Source organism: Bacillus sp. JJ1764 (genome assembly GCF_036962145.1).
GTDB lineage: Bacteria > Bacillota > Bacilli > Bacillales > Cytobacillaceae > Neobacillus.
This window is the reverse complement of sequence record NZ_JBALNY010000126.1, coordinates 18,737-35,972: the sequence shown is the minus strand read 5'-3', so window position 1 is coordinate 35,972 and position 17,236 is coordinate 18,737. Positions and strand designations below refer to the sequence as shown.

The 17,236-nt window shown below is 38.7% G+C and carries 19 protein-coding genes and 1 pseudogene; 2 read left to right on the top strand and 18 right to left on the bottom strand.

Annotated elements, in window-relative coordinates; all coding sequences use genetic code 11:
• Positions 1-140: 140 nt before the first annotated feature.
• The 5 genes from cybH to tatA form a co-directional block, all read right to left on the bottom strand.
• Positions 141-932 (bottom strand): Ni/Fe-hydrogenase, b-type cytochrome subunit, encoded by a 792-nt coding sequence (gene cybH / locus V7083_RS17050; RefSeq protein WP_435553327.1) that lies wholly within the window; start codon positions 930-932, stop codon positions 141-143.
• Positions 933-943: 11 nt separating this feature from the next.
• Entirely contained in the window at positions 944-2,665 is a 1,722-nt protein-coding gene (locus V7083_RS17045; RefSeq protein ID WP_335480038.1) for a nickel-dependent hydrogenase large subunit, read from the bottom strand.
• Positions 2,662-3,738, bottom strand: coding sequence for a hydrogenase small subunit (locus V7083_RS17040; protein WP_335480035.1), 1,077 nt, complete (start codon positions 3,736-3,738; stop codon positions 2,662-2,664). The genes V7083_RS17045 and V7083_RS17040 overlap by 4 nt, the downstream gene beginning before the upstream one ends.
• Positions 3,739-3,969: 231 nt before the next feature.
• Complete coding sequence (gene tatC / locus V7083_RS17035) at positions 3,970-4,722, bottom strand: twin-arginine translocase subunit TatC (protein ID WP_335480033.1); 753 nt, start codon at positions 4,720-4,722, stop codon at positions 3,970-3,972.
• A 93-nt stretch (positions 4,723-4,815) separates the two neighbouring features.
• Positions 4,816-5,010: a twin-arginine translocase TatA/TatE family subunit gene (tatA, locus tag V7083_RS17030; RefSeq protein ID WP_335480031.1), complete on the bottom strand. Its 195-nt coding sequence runs from the start codon at positions 5,008-5,010 to the stop codon at positions 4,816-4,818.
• Between the two features lie 321 nt (positions 5,011-5,331).
• Between tatA and V7083_RS17025 the strand changes: the two genes are divergently transcribed.
• On the top strand, positions 5,332-5,568 hold the full coding sequence (locus tag V7083_RS17025) for a hypothetical protein (RefSeq protein ID WP_335480028.1): 237 nt from the start codon (positions 5,332-5,334) through the stop codon (positions 5,566-5,568).
• A 31-nt stretch (positions 5,569-5,599) separates the two neighbouring features.
• Here V7083_RS17025 and V7083_RS17020 read toward each other — a convergent pair whose 3' ends face one another.
• The 5 genes from V7083_RS17020 to V7083_RS17000 form a co-directional block, all read right to left on the bottom strand.
• A complete protein-coding gene (locus V7083_RS17020) occupies positions 5,600-6,331 on the bottom strand; it encodes a lysophospholipid acyltransferase family protein (protein WP_335480026.1) in 732 nt (243 codons plus the stop codon).
• 20 nt (positions 6,332-6,351) lie between these two features.
• Positions 6,352-6,837, bottom strand: coding sequence for a dihydrofolate reductase (locus tag V7083_RS17015; RefSeq protein WP_335480024.1), 486 nt, complete (start codon positions 6,835-6,837; stop codon positions 6,352-6,354).
• Complete coding sequence (locus tag V7083_RS17010) at positions 6,834-7,628, bottom strand: thymidylate synthase (protein ID WP_335480023.1); 795 nt, start codon at positions 7,626-7,628, stop codon at positions 6,834-6,836. The genes V7083_RS17015 and V7083_RS17010 overlap by 4 nt, the downstream gene beginning before the upstream one ends.
• A 51-nt stretch (positions 7,629-7,679) precedes the next feature.
• Positions 7,680-8,378 carry an anthrax toxin lethal factor-related metalloendopeptidase gene (locus tag V7083_RS17005; protein WP_335480020.1) on the bottom strand — a complete coding sequence of 233 codons (699 nt, stop codon included), beginning with the start codon at positions 8,376-8,378 and terminating at the stop codon, positions 7,680-7,682.
• Positions 8,379-8,524: 146 nt separating this feature from the next.
• Positions 8,525-9,130, bottom strand: a complete 606-nt coding sequence (locus tag V7083_RS17000; RefSeq protein WP_335480017.1) for a TerD family protein — start codon at positions 9,128-9,130, stop codon at positions 8,525-8,527.
• Between the two features lie 132 nt (positions 9,131-9,262).
• Here V7083_RS17000 and V7083_RS16995 point away from each other — a divergent pair, with 132 nt between their 5' ends.
• Positions 9,263-9,508: a hypothetical protein gene (locus V7083_RS16995; RefSeq protein WP_335480015.1), complete on the top strand. Its 246-nt coding sequence runs from the start codon at positions 9,263-9,265 to the stop codon at positions 9,506-9,508.
• Positions 9,509-9,549: 41 nt separating this feature from the next.
• On the opposite strand, the gene V7083_RS16990 is transcribed toward V7083_RS16995, so the two are convergent.
• The 8 genes and pseudogenes from V7083_RS16990 to V7083_RS16955 all read right to left on the bottom strand — a co-directional run bounded on the left by V7083_RS16990 (position 9,550) and on the right by V7083_RS16955 (position 17,215).
• Positions 9,550-10,320: a TerC family protein gene (locus tag V7083_RS16990; RefSeq protein WP_335480013.1), complete on the bottom strand. Its 771-nt coding sequence runs from the start codon at positions 10,318-10,320 to the stop codon at positions 9,550-9,552.
• Positions 10,321-10,451: 131 nt separating this feature from the next.
• A complete protein-coding gene (locus V7083_RS16985; RefSeq protein ID WP_335480009.1) occupies positions 10,452-11,048 on the bottom strand; it encodes a YpjP family protein in 597 nt (198 codons plus the stop codon).
• A gap of 87 nt (positions 11,049-11,135) precedes the next feature.
• The gene (locus tag V7083_RS16980) at positions 11,136-11,909 is read right to left on the bottom strand and encodes a class I SAM-dependent methyltransferase (RefSeq protein WP_335480007.1); all 774 of its coding nucleotides are present in this window, start codon (positions 11,907-11,909) and stop codon (positions 11,136-11,138) included.
• Between the two features lie 52 nt (positions 11,910-11,961).
• Positions 11,962-12,396, bottom strand: a complete 435-nt coding sequence (locus tag V7083_RS16975; protein ID WP_335480005.1) for a BrxA/BrxB family bacilliredoxin — start codon at positions 12,394-12,396, stop codon at positions 11,962-11,964.
• Positions 12,397-12,452: 56 nt separating this feature from the next.
• Positions 12,453-13,579: pseudogene (locus V7083_RS16970) on the bottom strand (conserved virulence factor C family protein).
• A 167-nt stretch (positions 13,580-13,746) separates the two neighbouring features.
• The gene (locus V7083_RS16965; protein ID WP_335480003.1) at positions 13,747-15,636 is read right to left on the bottom strand and encodes an ABC-F family ATP-binding cassette domain-containing protein; all 1,890 of its coding nucleotides are present in this window, start codon (positions 15,634-15,636) and stop codon (positions 13,747-13,749) included.
• A gap of 2 nt (positions 15,637-15,638) precedes the next feature.
• Positions 15,639-16,283: an HD domain-containing protein gene (locus V7083_RS16960; protein ID WP_335480001.1), complete on the bottom strand. Its 645-nt coding sequence runs from the start codon at positions 16,281-16,283 to the stop codon at positions 15,639-15,641.
• An 83-nt stretch (positions 16,284-16,366) separates the two neighbouring features.
• Complete coding sequence (locus tag V7083_RS16955) at positions 16,367-17,215, bottom strand: DegV family protein (RefSeq protein WP_335479998.1); 849 nt, start codon at positions 17,213-17,215, stop codon at positions 16,367-16,369.
• Positions 17,216-17,236 lie beyond the last annotated feature (21 nt).

Sequence of the window (17,236 nt, the reverse complement as noted above, 5' to 3'; positions counted from 1 at the left end):
CTTCGTGCCTTCCGCTCCTATCAACAGGGTACAAAAAATCAACAATGTCGTTTAACGTAGCCATTAAAAAAAAATGGAGTAAGCAACTTCAACAACCCGACTAGGACTATTAAAGTGCATACTCCAATTCAATTTAACCCCTATTTTTCATCCTCTTTTACTGCTTTTTTCGGTTCGGTTTTATAGCCAGTAAACATTGATGAGATTGAACCGCAACGTTCTAGGTAATCATCTCGGAAGGCTAAATATACATGGAGCACGATAAAGAGCATAAAAGCCCACGCTGTCAGATGATGCCATGAACGACTTAAATAGCTATCCCCAAAAATATATGGAACCCAAGCAAACAACTTTGCCCAAATAGTTTCCTTTTGAGGCTCAAAATACATATAAAAACCTGTCACAATGACAATGAAGGATCCAAGATAGTTAAAGATCCAATAGCTTAAAAATGCCAGTGGATTATGACCTACGAAGTGTGGTTTTTTATTTGGCAAGAACAAATAAAATTTGATGGTCTCCCATGTATCCTTCCAGAATACCCAACGAAACGGATTAAATTTGGCAAACTTGTTCCCAACAAAACACCAGAACATCCGATAGATAAAGGCTGCTGTAAACACAAATGCAGTAAAAAAGTGGATGTATCTAACCCAGCCCATCAGATTGGAATAGTAAGCCTCTTCAGGAATGCCTGCTCCTGCAAAGGGTTTCCCTATATAAATTCCTGTTACCATCAAAATGACTATACAGATCGCATTGACCCAATGGTAAAGTCGTACCGGCAAATCCCACACATATGCCTTTACATCATTTTCCATCGTTGTATACTTGATTGGCTCTTCCGGGTGGAATGAATTCTCGCTGTTTTTAATAACTGGTTTTTTAAGGAAGGTTCCCGGCGGCTGGGTCGGTAATTTAGGCGCACCCATTTATTTCCCTCCTAACCTAAACGAATTTCAGTCGTCTTATTTGTTTCCAAATCGGTTAAGTGAACAGCACATGCAAGACACGGGTCAAACGAATGGATTATTCGTAATAATTCCAATGGCTGTTCTTTGTTTAACAGTGGTGTTCCTTTTAGTGCTGCTTCATATGCGCCAATATTATTTTTATGATCTCGAGGCGATGCATTCCAGGTTGTCGGAACAACTGCTTGATAATTTTTGGTCTTTCCATTTTCGATGTCAATCCAATGTCCCAGAGCACCTCGAGGAGCTTCTAACCAGCCAACCCCTTTAGCACGTTCAGGCCATGTATCTGGATCCCATTTAGTCCTGTCAAAGGTGACCTGGTTGCCGCTCTTGACGTTTTTCAGTAACTCATCCATATCATTTCGCATCCAGTCAGCAATCAAAACTGATTCAAGCCCCCGTGCAACGGTTCGTCCTAGTGCAGATTGCAATGCTGTGATGGGTAGCCCCAATTTTTTCAAAGTATCATCGACAATGCTTACAAACTCATCTTTACCAGATGCATAACCGACCATCATCCTTGCTAATGGACCGGTCTCCATAGGGTGTTCTTTCCACCTAGGAGCCTTCAACCAGCTATATTTCTTATCAGTATCCAATGTTTTGTACGGTGCTTTAGGTCCTGTATAGTTAAACTCAGTTTCACCAACAAATGGATGCTTTCCTTCTCCACCATCTTTACCGTCATAGGTGTACCAGGAATGATCAATAAATTCTTGAACATGCTTAGGGTCTTTAAGATCGACATCAAGTACTTCGTTCAAATTTCCGTTTAAAATTATCCCTCTTGGCATTCTGTAAAGCTTGGTATCGTAAATATCACCAGTCGAGAAATCTCCGTAGCAAAGATAATTATTCAATCCTCCCCCATACGTCCAATCCTTATAGTAGGAGCCGATTGCAAGCAAATCTGGTATGTATACTTGGTTGACAAAATCCCTTGCTTGGTCAATTATTTGGGAAACGTGCATCAATCTTTCAGCATGGACACCATTATCACTATTAATATCTAGCGGAGTTGCCATACCACCTACAACATAATGTGGGTGAGGGTTCTTTCCACCAAAAATAGTTTGTATTTTTACGACCTCTTTTTGCCAATCTAATGCTTCCAGATAATGCGCAACAGCCATCAGGTTCACTTCTGGCGGCAACTTATAGGCTTTGTGGCCCCAATAGCCATTAGCAAATATACCTAATTGTCCGCTTTGAATAAGTTTCTTTATTTTATTTTGAACATCTGTAAAATAACCAGGAGATGATTTTGGCCAACTTGAGATAGATTGGGCAATTCTTGAAGTTTCAGCAGGATTGGCCTGGGTAGCACTTACAACATCAACCCAATCTAAAGCATGTAAATGATAGAAATGCACCACATGGTCATGCAAAAAAACTGTTTGGTTCATAATGTCGCGAATTAAATGAGCATTTCTTGGTATTTTGATGTTTAATGCATCTTCTACTGAACGGATCGCTGCCAGTGCATGAACCGATGTACATACACCACAAATTCTTTGAATATATGCCCAAACATCCCGTGGATCGCGATCCCTAACTATTAATTCAAGACCTCGAACAGCAGTTCCTGAACTGAAAGCGTCTTTGATTACACCTTTTTCATCAATATCAACTTCAACCCGAAGATGCCCTTCGATTCTTGTTATCGGGTCTACAACAATTCGTTCACTCATTCTTCTGCACCCCGCTTGTCGTCTATCTTTTTCTTGATCACTGTTCCTGCAGCATGCACAGTTACACCAGCTGCCGCCAAACCAACAACGGCTGCTCCTACGCTATCCGGATTAATTGTTGTCTGTGTACCAGGAATTTTTGCTCTTCTTGTATATAGCGGGCCATTATCCCAGAAATCTTTCTCCGAACAGCCAATGCAAGGATTCCCGGATTGAATAGGATAACTTACTCCCCCACTCCAGCGCATCTCAGCACAGGAGTTGTATGTCGTGGGTCCTTTACAGCCTACCTTATATAAGCAATAGCCTTGTTTAGCACCTTCATCATCAAAGGATTCAACAAACAGGCCGGCATCAAAGTAAGCGCGTCGGTTACATTTATCATGGATGCGGTGACGGTAAAAAGCTTTTGGTCGACCGAATTGATCTAATTCAGGCAACTTACCAAACGTAATAATGTGGGCTATCACACCTGTCATTACTTCGGCAATAGGAGGGCATCCCGGTACAAGGATAGTTGGAGTATTTTTCACATAGCTGTTGACAGATTTGGCACCTGTAGGATTGGGATGTGCTGCGGGAATCCCCCCCCATGAAGAACAGGATCCATAAGCAATAATCGCCATGGCACCTTCTGCCATTTTCAGAAATGTGTCTTTAGCAGATTTACCTGCTACCATTAAAAAAGAGTCATCTTCAGGAATGCTTCCTTCAACAGCTAGTACGTATTTTCCTTTATAATCTTTTAATACTTGTTCCATTGAAGCTTCCACTTGATGTCCTGATGCTGCTGATAGTACCTCAGAATATTCAAGAGAAATCATTTCTAATAAAACGCTTTCTGTTTTTGGCTGTGATGAACGAATAAATGATTCAGAGCAGCCTGTGCAATCTTGGAATTGGAGCCAAACTACTGGTACTCTTGTTTTTGTTTCCATCGCTTTTACAACTTGATCTGATTGTGTAAATTCAAGTCCTAGCGTAGCAGCAAGAGCTGTACACATTTTCAAAAAGTCACGACGGCTAAAACCGTGTTCTATCGCGGCCTCATATACAGTCTTCTGTCTTTTCATCCGCTTTCCCCCCACTTATATGGAAATATAGTCCAAAACTAGATTTCAAGGCAATTGTAGTATAATTTTGGTTCTTTCGTCTTGAATTTTCAAAAAAAGACACAAAGTATCCTTATCTTTGTTTCAACGTTAGAAATAGTGTTTACGTTGATATGTTAGTTGATTGAGGATATGAGGCCACTATAGTTGTGTTTTGAGCATAAAAAAAGACCTTAAGAGATGAATTTTCTCCTAAGATCTTTCAACTTCCGCTTCAATTAATTCTTCTTCCTCATTCTGCTGTTTTTTTAACCGTTTTCGATATACAAACTTCGATAGATTAATACTAATTTCGTATAACAGCAATAATGGTACGGTAACAACAAAGTCAGACATAAAATCCGGCGGTGTAATCACAATCGCAATAATCACAAGGACGAAATAAGCATATTTACGTACCTTCGATAGTATAAACGGATTGATGATTCCTAAAGAAGTTAAAAACATGACCACCACTGGCAATTCGAATAATACTCCAAACGGAATGGTCATATTCATAATAAAGCTGAAGTACCGTTCTGCGGTAAAGTTTGTAACGAACATATCCTGACCGATTTTTACCAAAAAATCCAGAACCATCGGAAATATTACATAATACCCAAAGGCAAGACCAATGATAAATAGAAAAAATAATAATGGTACATACGATAAAGTAATTTTTCTTTCCACCGGTTTCAAGGCCGGCCTGACAAACAGCCAAATTTGCAAAGCTAAAACAGGAATTGTTCCAGCAATAGCCACCACTGTTGCAAGCATAAAATAAATCCACATGATATCACTGGGACCAAGCACCATTAATTTGGTACTACCCACGAACCATCGATAAATATCATCTACATAAATAAAGCCAACTATAAAAAACAAAACAAAAGCAACAGCGGAAATGATGATGCGTTTCCGGAGTTCTTCTAAATGATCAACCAATTGTAATTCTTTATCTTCCATTTATTTCCCCTGCCAATTTCAATGGTAAGAAAGTAGTCTATCCTTAAACATATTTTAAGAAGAAAAAGGTGCAAGACATGGAATCTTACACCCTTATTTTGTCAACTTTTTCTTTTCATCATCTATTTCACTCATAACGTCATCTGTAAGTTCGCGTGTAGACTTTTTGAATTCCTTTAAAGTTTGTCCAAAAGCTTTACCGATTTCCGGAAGTTTTTTTGGTCCAAAGATAATCAATGCAAGTGTTAATATTAAAATTAATCCAGGTACGCCAATATTTGAAAACATTGAAATACATCCCCTTCAATTTAGAAGTAACTTCTACTAAGATTATAGTATTGAAAAAACTTTTTGCATAATTTATTTGAGATAATTCATAGTAATTTCACAATATCAAATAAAAATAACGTATTTGTGATATTTTTCATTTCGCTTTACTGCCTGCCAATCTCTATAACAATTTAACAGCAACCCCATTATTAGTCAACCTAAAAATCACGATTGAATATTTAATATATTTTGATTACATATGCATTCATACATATAATCAGACCACCATACGCATAATATATAGAAAATTCTGAATTTGAACGATTGGATGTGAATTGGATGGAATTTTCACTCTTCAGCTTTGATGGGGCCCTACCTGTTGAAGTAACAATTGATGATGACAATGGAAGATATACCATTCGCAAGAGCGACCGAAGTGGAGAATACTTCAACAGTTCGAAGGAACTGATCACATGGGTAAGGACCCATTTCCGCGAGGAGGAATTTCGCCATCGACATGAATTCCATAGCATGATCGCTGCATTAACAGAATACGAAACGAACGGAAAGTTTTAATGGAAAAGCATCAGACGTGTCTGATGCTTTTTTATGATACCATACCATGATCATCAAGATTCCTAATCACGATTTGGCGAACATTTTCCGCTAATTCTTTCAAATCCAAATTTGCATATACTTGGGGATTGATAGGTTGACCAATCGTTATCGTAATAGTCGCAGGACGAATGAATCTGTTATTTTTCTCAAAAACGTCTGATGTTCCTTTTATTGAAATCGGTACAATTGGAACTCCTGCATCCTTGGCCAAGTGAAAACTGCCAGTTTTAAATGGAGATATAGGTCCACCTTTACTTCTCGTTCCTTCCGGGAAGATTAAAATCGAATGGCCCCTTTTTAACATAGCTGCTCCTTCTCGAATTGAATTAACAGCTTGTCTACGATTCCTTCGATCCAGAAAAATGCAATTCATAACTTCCATCCAAGAAGAAAGAATTGGAACCTTCATGACTTCCATCTTTGAAACAAATCCAAATGGTTTATTAATATACCCAAGGAGCGAAGGTACATCAAAATCGCCCTCATGATTGGCAACAAATACTACTGGTCCATCCGGAATAAATTCCTGTCCTTCCACACTAACCCTTGATCCTGTAATTTTCATAATGGTTCGTGACCACATTTTCGGTACTTTATGTATTAGTAAATCTCTTTCAGAAACAGGTATATTCTTGGACAGTCTTTTCATCTTCCTTAAAGTTGGAATGCTATAAATCAAATAACCGCTCATATATAAAAAGCACGTGATTAATCTAACCATGAAGTCTACCTCTCCTAATTTTACTTCCGGTCATAGATACTAAATTCATACTTGTAGGGATTTTTTTCGTCTGTTTTCCCTTTTTCAGAAGAGATGAGTTTCCATTCCTCCCAATTAAATTCCGGAAAAAATGTATCCCCATCAAATTTCTCATGAATCTTGGTAATGTACAGACGGTCAGCATAAGGAAATAATTCTTTAAAAATTTCCGCACCGCCAATCACAAAGATCTCGTCTTCTCGACCCTTACTAGCCGTCAAAAACTCCTCAATAGAATGAAAAACCGTGCATCCCTCACACTCAAGTTCTGCCTGTCTAGTGATCACCATATTTTCTCTGCCAGGAAGAATCCTGCCAATCGATTCATGCGTCTTTCTCCCCATTGCAATAGGGTGCCCCATGGTAACACGTTTAAAAAATTTCAAATCCTCCGGTAAATGCCAGGGCAATTGGTTTTCCTTTCCAATCACCCTGTTTTCATCCATAGCTACTATATAGGAAATCATACACTCACGACTCCTTTAATGTGCGGATGTGGATCATAATTTTCCAGCGTAAAATCTTCAAACTTATAGGAAAAAATATCTTTTACCGCAGGATTTATTTTTAAAATTGGTAATGCACGTGGTTCTCTGCCTAATTGAAGCTTAACTTGCTCTAAATGGTTTTGGTAAATATGGACATCACCAAATGTATGAATAAACTCACCAGGCTCTAAATCGCAAACTTGGGCAATCATCATCGTCAGTAGAGCATAGGATGCTATATTAAATGGAACGCCAAGAAACACGTCCGCAGAGCGTTGATATAATTGACAGGAAAGCTTTCCTTCAGACACATAAAATTGAAACATGCAATGACATGGCGGTAATGCCATGTTATCAATTTCGGCCACATTCCAGGCATTGACAATCAGACGTCTAGAATTAGGATTTGTTTTAATTTGATTGATTAACTCGGATATTTGATCAACAGTTTTTCCATTGGCACCTGTCCATGAGCGCCATTGATGTCCATAAACCGGTCCAAGCTCACCGTTTTCATCAGCCCATTCATTCCAGATTCTGACACCATGGTCTTGCAGATACTTCACATTAGTATCACCATTTAAAAACCATAGTAATTCATGGATGATGGATTTTAAATGAAGTTTTTTTGTTGTTAATAGAGGAAATCCTTCCTCCAAGTTAAATCGCATTTGATATCCAAAAGTGCTAATCGTTCCAGTTCCTGTCCGATCGCCTTTGACGGTGCCATGTTCAAGAACATGCTTGCATAAATCTAGGTATTGCTTCAATTTAGTCACACTCCTTGCTGTGTTTCATATCTTAACATTTTACCATAACTTTTAAAGTATGTTTTCGAAAAATTTATATGTGTTTGGTGCCTTTATTTTAAGTTCATTTTTTGAATCTTTATTTAAATAATACATCGCAAATGTCTCAGCAAAATATTCCTCTTGGTAATTGAAATAGCTGTTTCCGGGGAACAACTGGTCGTGCTCTTTTTCCCAAATATCATGAAACTCCTGTTTTTGACTAGTATCATCATAGACATAATGGTCAATAGAATGGGCCAGTTCATGAAGTTCCAAATTGATGGAACCATGTCCTTTACCTTGTTCACTGCAGCCTATTTTGACAAGAACTACCTCAGACCCACCAACACCGGGGACATCATCCCAGGTTGTTTTTGTTTGATAGCCTCTAGGAATTTGTCCGCTTAAAGCACTTGCAGTTGGATTATCCGTTAGTTTTCCTGTGAACAATTTTAATGTGATTCCTTTGTTATCTATATCTTGTAACAAAGAAGGTGGCAATGCATTGATCCGATTAATGATATTTGCTGCTTCCCTCTGATTGAAATGTTGCCTAGGAAGCACAATGATGTCATTCAAAGATCTAGAGTAATTTGGTGTGATAGACTGATAGAGTACAGAGTTCCTTGAAAAATCCCCCAGCAAAATCCCGTCATATGATGCTTGGGATGTTGATATAAAAAAAAGGAACGAGCAAGTGATGATAAATAATCCAAACCATTTACGCATGCTAATTCCTCCTCATATACAGTTTTATATAGTATTATAGCATGTTAAGAAGCCAGTTTAAGATGATTTTAATAGTCAAAGCTGGAAATAAAAGCAGAGAAAACAAAATATAAGCTGTCCATTGAAGACAGCTTACAAATCTACCATTATCCATATATTCTAACTACCTCACTAAGATTGGCAGCCCTTATCCCCTCTCCAATCGCTGAAAATTTCCATGATGTTTCATCTCGATATAATTCACCGACAAGGAGGCTTGTTTTTTCAGCAAAATCCTCGGTAATATTAAAATGAAGTAATTCCTGCTGATTTGTCGCATTAACAATCTTTATAAATGCATTTTTTATCATTCCAAAATGCTGCTGCCTTTTGATTGGTTCATAAATAGTAACGACAAACACTAATTTTTGAATAGTAGATGGAACTTTGTTTAGGTCAATTTTAATACACTCATCTTCTCCTTCTTCCGAACCAGTTAGACTATCGCCCGAATGTTGTACACTTCCATCATGGCTGCTTAGATTTCCAAAATAAATGACATCTTTGTTTTGCAAAAGCCGATCGTTCTTTCCAAGCATGATGACAGATGCGTCACAGTCGATATTAGGCAAATCTCCAATCCCAAATAAAGCTCCAAATAATCCTCCATTATTTAGGACCGGATTCCAACCTAAACTGACAATAATCTCAGATAAACCAGGGTTTCTTTGGGTTAAATTTACTCGTTGACTTCTTTGTAAATTAATAGCCATTTTTATCACCCCAATAGTTTTTTCCTATTCCTTTCAAACAATAGACATGAAAATGTTACGTCTGCTGCTTTTATCACATTCTGACTTGTACCCGCATATATTTGAGTACAACTATGCTAAGTAGGTGCTTCTATGAGATTTTTATATAAACGACCGAAAATGGAGGCAGTTCAGGAAGAACTGAATACAGTATTAGAGGTATTGGGTTCTGAAGTGTTTGTATTTCTTGATTTTATTCTCTTCAGTATTATTTTAACATTACTTTTAGTGCCTGTATTGAAATCGCTTGCAGTTTCAATTATATTTTTTATTATTTGTTACAGCTTTTTGTCTTCCCTATATATTTTTGTTGTCAGCCGTTTAGGTAAGAAGAGATAAAAAAGGCAAATCTCATTTTCTCTATGAAATTTGCCTTTTTTTTAATAATTCTTTTTTACATTCTTTTTCCGGTTCAAAAAATGCACAATAAAGGTAGCTCCAAAAGTGACGATTAAAATGAGAAAGAAGGTTATGTGATGTATTTCAATATGAAAAACGGTTAAGAACATCTTTATAGAAATGATCATGATTAAGACATAAGCTGCTGTTTCAAGTTCCGGAATCTTGTCAATCAAGGATAAAAATATCCCGGCTACCCCACGCATCATTAAAACCCCAAGCATTCCGCCAATGAGCAATACCCAAATTTCATCGCTGATTCCAAAAGCAGCCAGCACGCTGTCCACTGAAAAGGCTACATCCATCAATTCAACAGATGCAACTGTTCCCCAAAACGTTCCAAAAAGGCGAATAAGCAGACCGCTCTGATCCAATCCCTCGGCCTCAGGTTCTTTATCAGTTCCAGTCTTTCGTTTATCCAAAAAGTATTTAATCGATAGCCAGGACAAGTAGGCTGCTCCCAGCACCTTGATCCACCAGAATTTTATTAAGTATACCCCGATGCCAATCGCGATAAAGCGAAAAGCGTATGCCCCCAACAAACCATAGAAAAGCGCCTTTTTTCGTTTCTCGGGTTGCAAATGTTTGACCATGACAGCCAGTACGAGAGCATTATCAGCTGAAAGGAGTCCCTCCAATATCACCAATGTACCTATCAGCCCCCAAGCAACCGGATCCGTTAATACTTCCTTCCACATATGTAAATCAAAAAAGCCTGCGTATGTTTCAATGATTCCTTGAAAGACTGACATAAAGATGCGCCTCCATCAATACGATTACATTCCGTAAAAAGACCCAGCTCGTCACTGGGTCTCTAGTAGGTAGATTAATAGTATATTTACGAGTATATCTTAAAAAAGTTTCATTTATAAACGATAAAATTTTAGCTCATCCATTTTGGAGGTATATTTTTATCCCAATAAATTGAGCCAAGCTCATGATGGACTTGAAAATGATCAAAACAAGTATGATAATGAAAGTTAAACCAATACCCAGCATGTGGTGGGTGATCCCGTCTCACATGAAATCGAAGAATATCTTTACCTGTAACACGATTTTTCACGTTAAAAATTTTTTCCGACATTCCCGCACCAGGTTGTTCCGTAATCGTCAAATTTTTCAAATCCTCTTGGGGAAATTGAGCAGCAGTTTCAGCAATTGCTAATTCAATTTTAGGCAAAATAATATCACGAAATTCATTTTCAATAACAGGCTTAATTTTACTGCCAAATTTTTGATAGGATTGTTCTTCCGCCTGTTTCACTAGCTCGTCAACAAACTCTTCTCTATCAAAATCGGAATCTTCTTCAATATAACTTTCCAGATGAACATAATTCGTTTCAGAAGTAGGTACTTCTAAAACGTCCTGATCAACTGGAGTCTCCGCATTAACTGAATTCATTAGTTGTGTTGGTGTAACCAAACCAAAAGTAAGAATCGATATGATGACAAAAAGCGATTTACGGAGCCACTTGTTCATTGCTTTCACCTATTTTTTCAAAATTTACTTTCATAATTGATTATACTGTTTTTTTCTTAAGAAAAGATTAATTTATTAAAAATGAAATTATTTTTTAATAATTCCATAATGGAATTTTGCCGATTTTCTTTGAATCACTTCGAAGCCGTATTGATGGAATCGTTCACTCCTATAATGGTCCTTTAAAATAACCCTTTTTTTTGCCACTCTTTTGGCATGTAAAATCACTTCTGGGCTAAGGTCATCATGAAGGGCCAAGCGTGCAAGTGGCTGTAATCCTACTGACCCCTCAATGCTTTCTTCAAACATTGGATCAAAATAAACACAGTCAAATGATTTATCTGGAAGACCAGTTAAGTAATCTATAGCTTTAGTATGGATGACCTTTATTCTTCTCATGGCAGCATTGATCGCTTCAACCCCTGAGTCCCATGATTGAAGTCCTTCGCTGACAAGGTACGCGAGATATTTATTTCCCTCTGCCCCCACTACTTGACCGTCATCGCCAACTAGGTAGCTGGCAACTGCGGCATCGGATGCTAACCCCAATGTACAATCGAGTAATGTCATTCCCTTAGAAAGATCAGCAGCTTCTGCAAAAGGATCATGTTCTCCGTTTATAAGACGTTTAATACGGAACATGGCGGAATTGGGATGAAAGAAAAAGGGTTCTGTGCTCCCCGTTTCATGTAACTCTAGCCGGTCCTTCCCCACCACGATACAATGGCTGTCCTTCTCATTTTGAAGCAGACTGATAGACTTCTTTCTACGGGGAACATAAGGTATTTCAAGTATTTCTGCCACACCAATAGCAGTTTCGATCAAGTGTTGATTTGTCCTCCCTGATGTTGTCACAAACATGTAAGATCCATCCTTTTTAAAAAGAAAGAGACGAAAAAATCGTCCCATTTCTTTAGCAATTGGCTTCAAGAGCGCCTTTTAAATTTTCCATTACAACTTCCATTGGCATACCTTCAATATTATGCCGCGGAATAAAATGTACGACTTCCTTACCTTTAAGTAAAGCCATAGAAGGAGAAGATGGTTCAATTCCTTCAAAATATTCTCGCATTTTTGCAGTAGCTTCCTTATCTTGACCCGCAAAAACAGTTACGAGATGATCGGGTTTTTTCTCACTGTTTAATATTGCTTGAGTAGCAGCAGGTCGAGCTAATCCAGCTGCACAGCCGCACACAGAGTTCACGACAACCAGTGTGGTCCCTGTTACATTTTCCATAAAGTTTTCTACTTCATCAACAGTTGTCAGTTCTGCAAATCCCGCTTTTGTCAATTCTTCACGCATCGGTGTAATAATTTGTTTCATGTACTCTTCGTATGCATTTGACATATTCATTCACTCCATTTCTGTTATATAGAATACTATAAGCTAGTATTTTTGCAAAATTACTCTTCCCTTTGTCTGGCTTCGGTCATTTGCTTCCAGACCGACCCTTTAGCTTCTTCTCCACCCGCAATTCGCTCAATTGCCATTTTCACTTGCAAACTANNTCAGGATCATTTTCTGCTGCTTTTAAAGCAGGAAGGGCTCGTTCATCACCGACCTCATATAAAAACATCGCAGCACGCCATCGAACCAACTTACTGGAGTCTTTGAGAGCTTTAGACATTTCAGGTACTGCTTCAGGAAATCCTAAATCGGACAAGCAATCCCCTGCTGTTCGACGGACTGTAACCGATTTGTCTCTTAATGCCTTATATAGAAGAGGCAAAACAGCTTGATCCTCAATCATGCCTAAGTACACGGTGGCAAGGCGCCGAATGGACGGTTTTTCATCCGCTAAGGCCTTTTCTAAAATTGGCAGATCAGTCAATTCCGGATCGTCCATTTGCTCAAGTAGACGATAACGGCTTTGCCATTCAGGATTGCTTAGATCATCTTCTGAAATTTTGAGGCGTTTCTTCATTGGTTTTATTTGGTTAAACGATTCCGTTGTTTGGGCTTTCTGTACTAACTCTTCTAGTCTTTCAAGCGGATAGGCTGCAATCAATTCCTCTACAATTTCAATTCCGATTTGGTCCATTTCACCATATCTGACTCCTTGATATGTCCACTTTCGAAGTAAGATATAGTTGTCCTCTGGAAGCTGCGCCCTTTCCCTAGCCTTTAAAAATTCTTCTGGCATTCCAAAGCGTTTTTCCGATGTTCCATCAGTCAATTTCACTTGAAGAGGAATGTCTTTAAATATTTGGACCTCGACTTTTATCTCACCGTAATGTTCATTAACTTTATTATGATCGGGTGCCTCTTGTGCTTTTTCTCCAAATGCCTGTCGGACCTTTGGTAGAATCTCTTTCCAATCATATTTGGCGTTCCGCTCAACGGCCAGGAAATCTGCGACATGATACACTCCTTTAATACCTTCAATCTGAAGAATAGATTGAATGACCGGAGGGGCATCTGCTGATGTTTCTTTCTTATAATTATGACTCTTCCCCATCGGAAGCTCCTGATCCAGATTGATTTTCATCGTATTTGGACTTGGGGTAGGTTCGATCGATTTAATTTTCATGTTATCACCTATTTATGTGCTTTCTCATTTACAAGTTTAACATATTGGCGATGGTTCATTCATGTGAAAAGCCTCGTTTTGTGATACTCGTATTACCTGTTTGTTTGAATGCTGTATTATATCAGTTGAAATACCAATAAAAGAGTGCGCCATCCGGCACACTCTCTTTATTCATTCTCAGCCAACTCGGCCAAATAAGACCACCGTTCAATTAAATATTCCAGTTTTTCGTTTAATTCCCTCTCTTGCTTCATCAATTCCTGCAATTTTGTAAAATCACTGCCTGCTGTAGCCATTTCCGCTGCAACTTCTTCCAATTTCGCTTCGGTATTGGCGATGACTTCATCCATTTCGCTCCATTCTTTCTTCTCCTTATAGCTCATTCTTTTCTTCTTTTCTTTTTCAGGAGCTTTTGGTACTGAAACTGATACTGTCACGTTTTTTGGGGCTTCCTTCAGTGACTCTTTTTCTAGAAACTCACTATAATTTCCATAAAACGAATCTATTTTTCCTTCGCCTTGCAACACTAATAATTGCTCAACCACTTTATCTAAGAAGTACCGATCGTGGGAAACGGTAATGACAACTCCTGGGAATTCGTCTAAATAATCTTCGAGAACCGTTAGTGTCTGTGTATCAAGATCATTGGTCGGCTCGTCCAATAATAGCACATTGGGTGCTGTCATCAGGATTTTCAACAGGTACAAACGGCGCTTTTCACCACCAGAAAGCTTGCGAATTGGCGTTCCGTGAGTAAAGGACGGAAAAAGAAACCGTTCAAGCATTTGGGCTGCTGAAATTGATTTACCATCTGATGTTTCCACAATTTGCGCTGTTTCCTTAATATACTCAATCATCCGCTTGTTTTCATCCATATCCTCGCCTTCTTGCGTGTAATAAGCGATTTTAACCGTTTGTCCCATGTTAAATTCGCCCTCATCAAGCGGCATTCGTTTAGCGAGAATGTTTAATAATGTAGATTTTCCTGTACCATTTTTCCCAATTATTCCGATTCTGTCACCAGGCTTTACGAGCAAGTCAAAATGACTGAGGATGATTTTCGCATCATATCTCTTGGAAGCATCTTTTAATTCAAAGACCTGCTTGCCTAGACGGCTTCCCGATAATGAGATATCCAGTTTTTCAGTAGTAGAACGGCCTCCGGATACTTTTTCATCCAACTCCTCAAAGCGTTGAATTCTTGCCTTTTGTTTCGTTGTCCGCGCTTTGGCGCCGCGTCTTATCCATTCCAGTTCACGCCTAAAAAGATTTTTTCGTTTTTCATAGGTAGCCGCTTCGTTTTCCTCACGAATAGCTTTGGCCTCCAGAAAGGCCGCATAGTTTCCCTGATAGCTGTAGAGATTGCCGCCATCCAATTCAAAAATCCGGTTTGTCACCCGATCCAAAAAATAACGGTCATGTGTTACTAATAGAATGGAACCTTTATATCGGGTCAAATATTCCTCCAGCCACTTCACGGCTTCGAAATCAAGATGGTTTGTCGGTTCATCCAAAATTAATAAATCCGGTTCGGCAATTAATACCTGTGCTAATGCTACACGTTTCTTTTGACCGCCGGAGAGCTGACCAACCTTTTGCGTAAAATCCTCAATCCCGAGTTTCGTTAAAATGGACTTAGCGTTGGTGCTGACATCCCAGGCATCCAGAGCATCCATTTGTTTTTGCATGCGGAATAAATCCTCTTGAACTTTGCTATCGTTCGGAGCAGAATTCAACTTTATTAAAGTATTTTCATATTCGCGCATCAACTTTAAGATCGGTGCATCACCATGAAACACCTGTTCAAGGATCGTTCTGTCTGTATCAAAATCCGGTTGTTGATTTAAGTAGGTAATAGAGTAATCTTTTCCAGCAATAATTTGACCATCATCAGACTGGTCTAAACCGGCGACAATTTTCAATAATGAAGATTTTCCTGTTCCATTAACCCCAATCAAGCCGACCCGCTCTTTTTCGGCAATTGTAAATCCAATATGGTCAAATAATTGTTTCTCTCCATATGTTTTCGATACATTTTCGACTGTGAGCATTTTCATGACTACTTACCATTCCATTCTTGAAAAAATTGGTCTAAAAAGAGTTGCATCATTTGCTGTTTGCTTCGTGCCATTTTTTTAGCACTATCCGTGTTTAAAAGATCCTTTAATTTTAACAGTTTTTCATAAAAATGATGAATGCTCGTCGATTTCCCTTTTCGATATTCTTCTAGAGTCATTCCCTCTCTTACTTTTATTTCGGGGTTATAAATAGGCTGGCCCTTTTTACCTCCATACGCAAATGCACGGGCTATTCCAATAGCGCCAATTGCATCCAACCGATCGGCATCCTGGACGATTTCTGCTTCAATGGATTCTAATTTTGCGAAATTACCTCCTTTGAATGAAATCGTTGAGATGATTTGCTTAATTTGACTTTTTTCACCAGCAGTTAGTGATATTGATTGTAAAAAGTTCTCAAGTTTTTGCTCGCCTTTTTCAATACTTTCATTGATTTTTTCATCTGGGATATCATGAAGGAGGGCCGCCATTTCCACGATAAACAGGTCTCCAGCTTGTTCCTCTTTGCATATATGTAAAGCATTTCGTCTGACTCTGTCAACATGGTACCAATCATGTCCAGTCGAATCTTCACTCAATTCATGACGGACAAATTCTTCTGTTTGTTTAATGATGTGATCTTTCACTTCATAGCACCTGCCTTTATCCTAGCTATTTTATCATGAAGTCAAAAAAAAGCCCACGGGATAAACCGTGGACACCTCTTAAATTAAGTCAAATTATTAAACCAACTAATTCCCAAAGTGTTTTCTCCGGCATGCACTCCGATCACAGCTCCTAATGGTGATGTTGAAACCTGTAACTCCGGATATTCAGCCTGCAGTTCCTGTTGCCATTCTTTTGCCTGTTCCTGATGCAATCCATATAAAATATAAACCTCTTTAAAATGATGTTTTCCATAGGATTGCTTAAAGTAATCAAGAATTTTTTCCTTCGCCTTTTTCTCACTGCGGACTTTTTCCTTTACATATAGTGCACCTTGATCAAAAGCTATAATCGGTTTCACATTCAACATACTGCCAAGAAAAAATTGCAAGCCAGTTAATCTTCCGCCGCGATGAAGTTGCTCGAGACTTCCCACAAGGACGTAAGTCTCGTTGGTGTCTCGATACGCAGTTAATGTTTCGATCACGGAGTTAAGGCTGTTACCGGCTTCTAGTAATTCCATTCCCTTTTTTAATAATGCAGCCATTGGCATGGTTAAGATATTCGAGTCAAAAGTGACAACTGGAATCTCAACTAATTTTGCAGCCTGCTCACTGGATGAGACAGTTCCGCTTAATTTCCCTGAGAGCAGCACAGCAACGATTTGATCGTAGTCTTTTGATAATTGTTCGTATAATGCTTGGAATGCACCTACAGAAGGCTGGGACGTCTTTGGCGGTGATTTTACCTGTTTTAGTCGTTCAAAAAGCTGCTCCGGTGTCAACTCAATCCCATCAGCGTAGGATTCACCATCAAGGATGACAGAAAGATGAACTGAGTAAAGGTCTGGATGATTTTTCAATTCTTCATCCAAAAATGCCGTACTGTCAGTTACCCAAGCCGTTTTTGCCAATTACATCCTCCCCTTAATTTT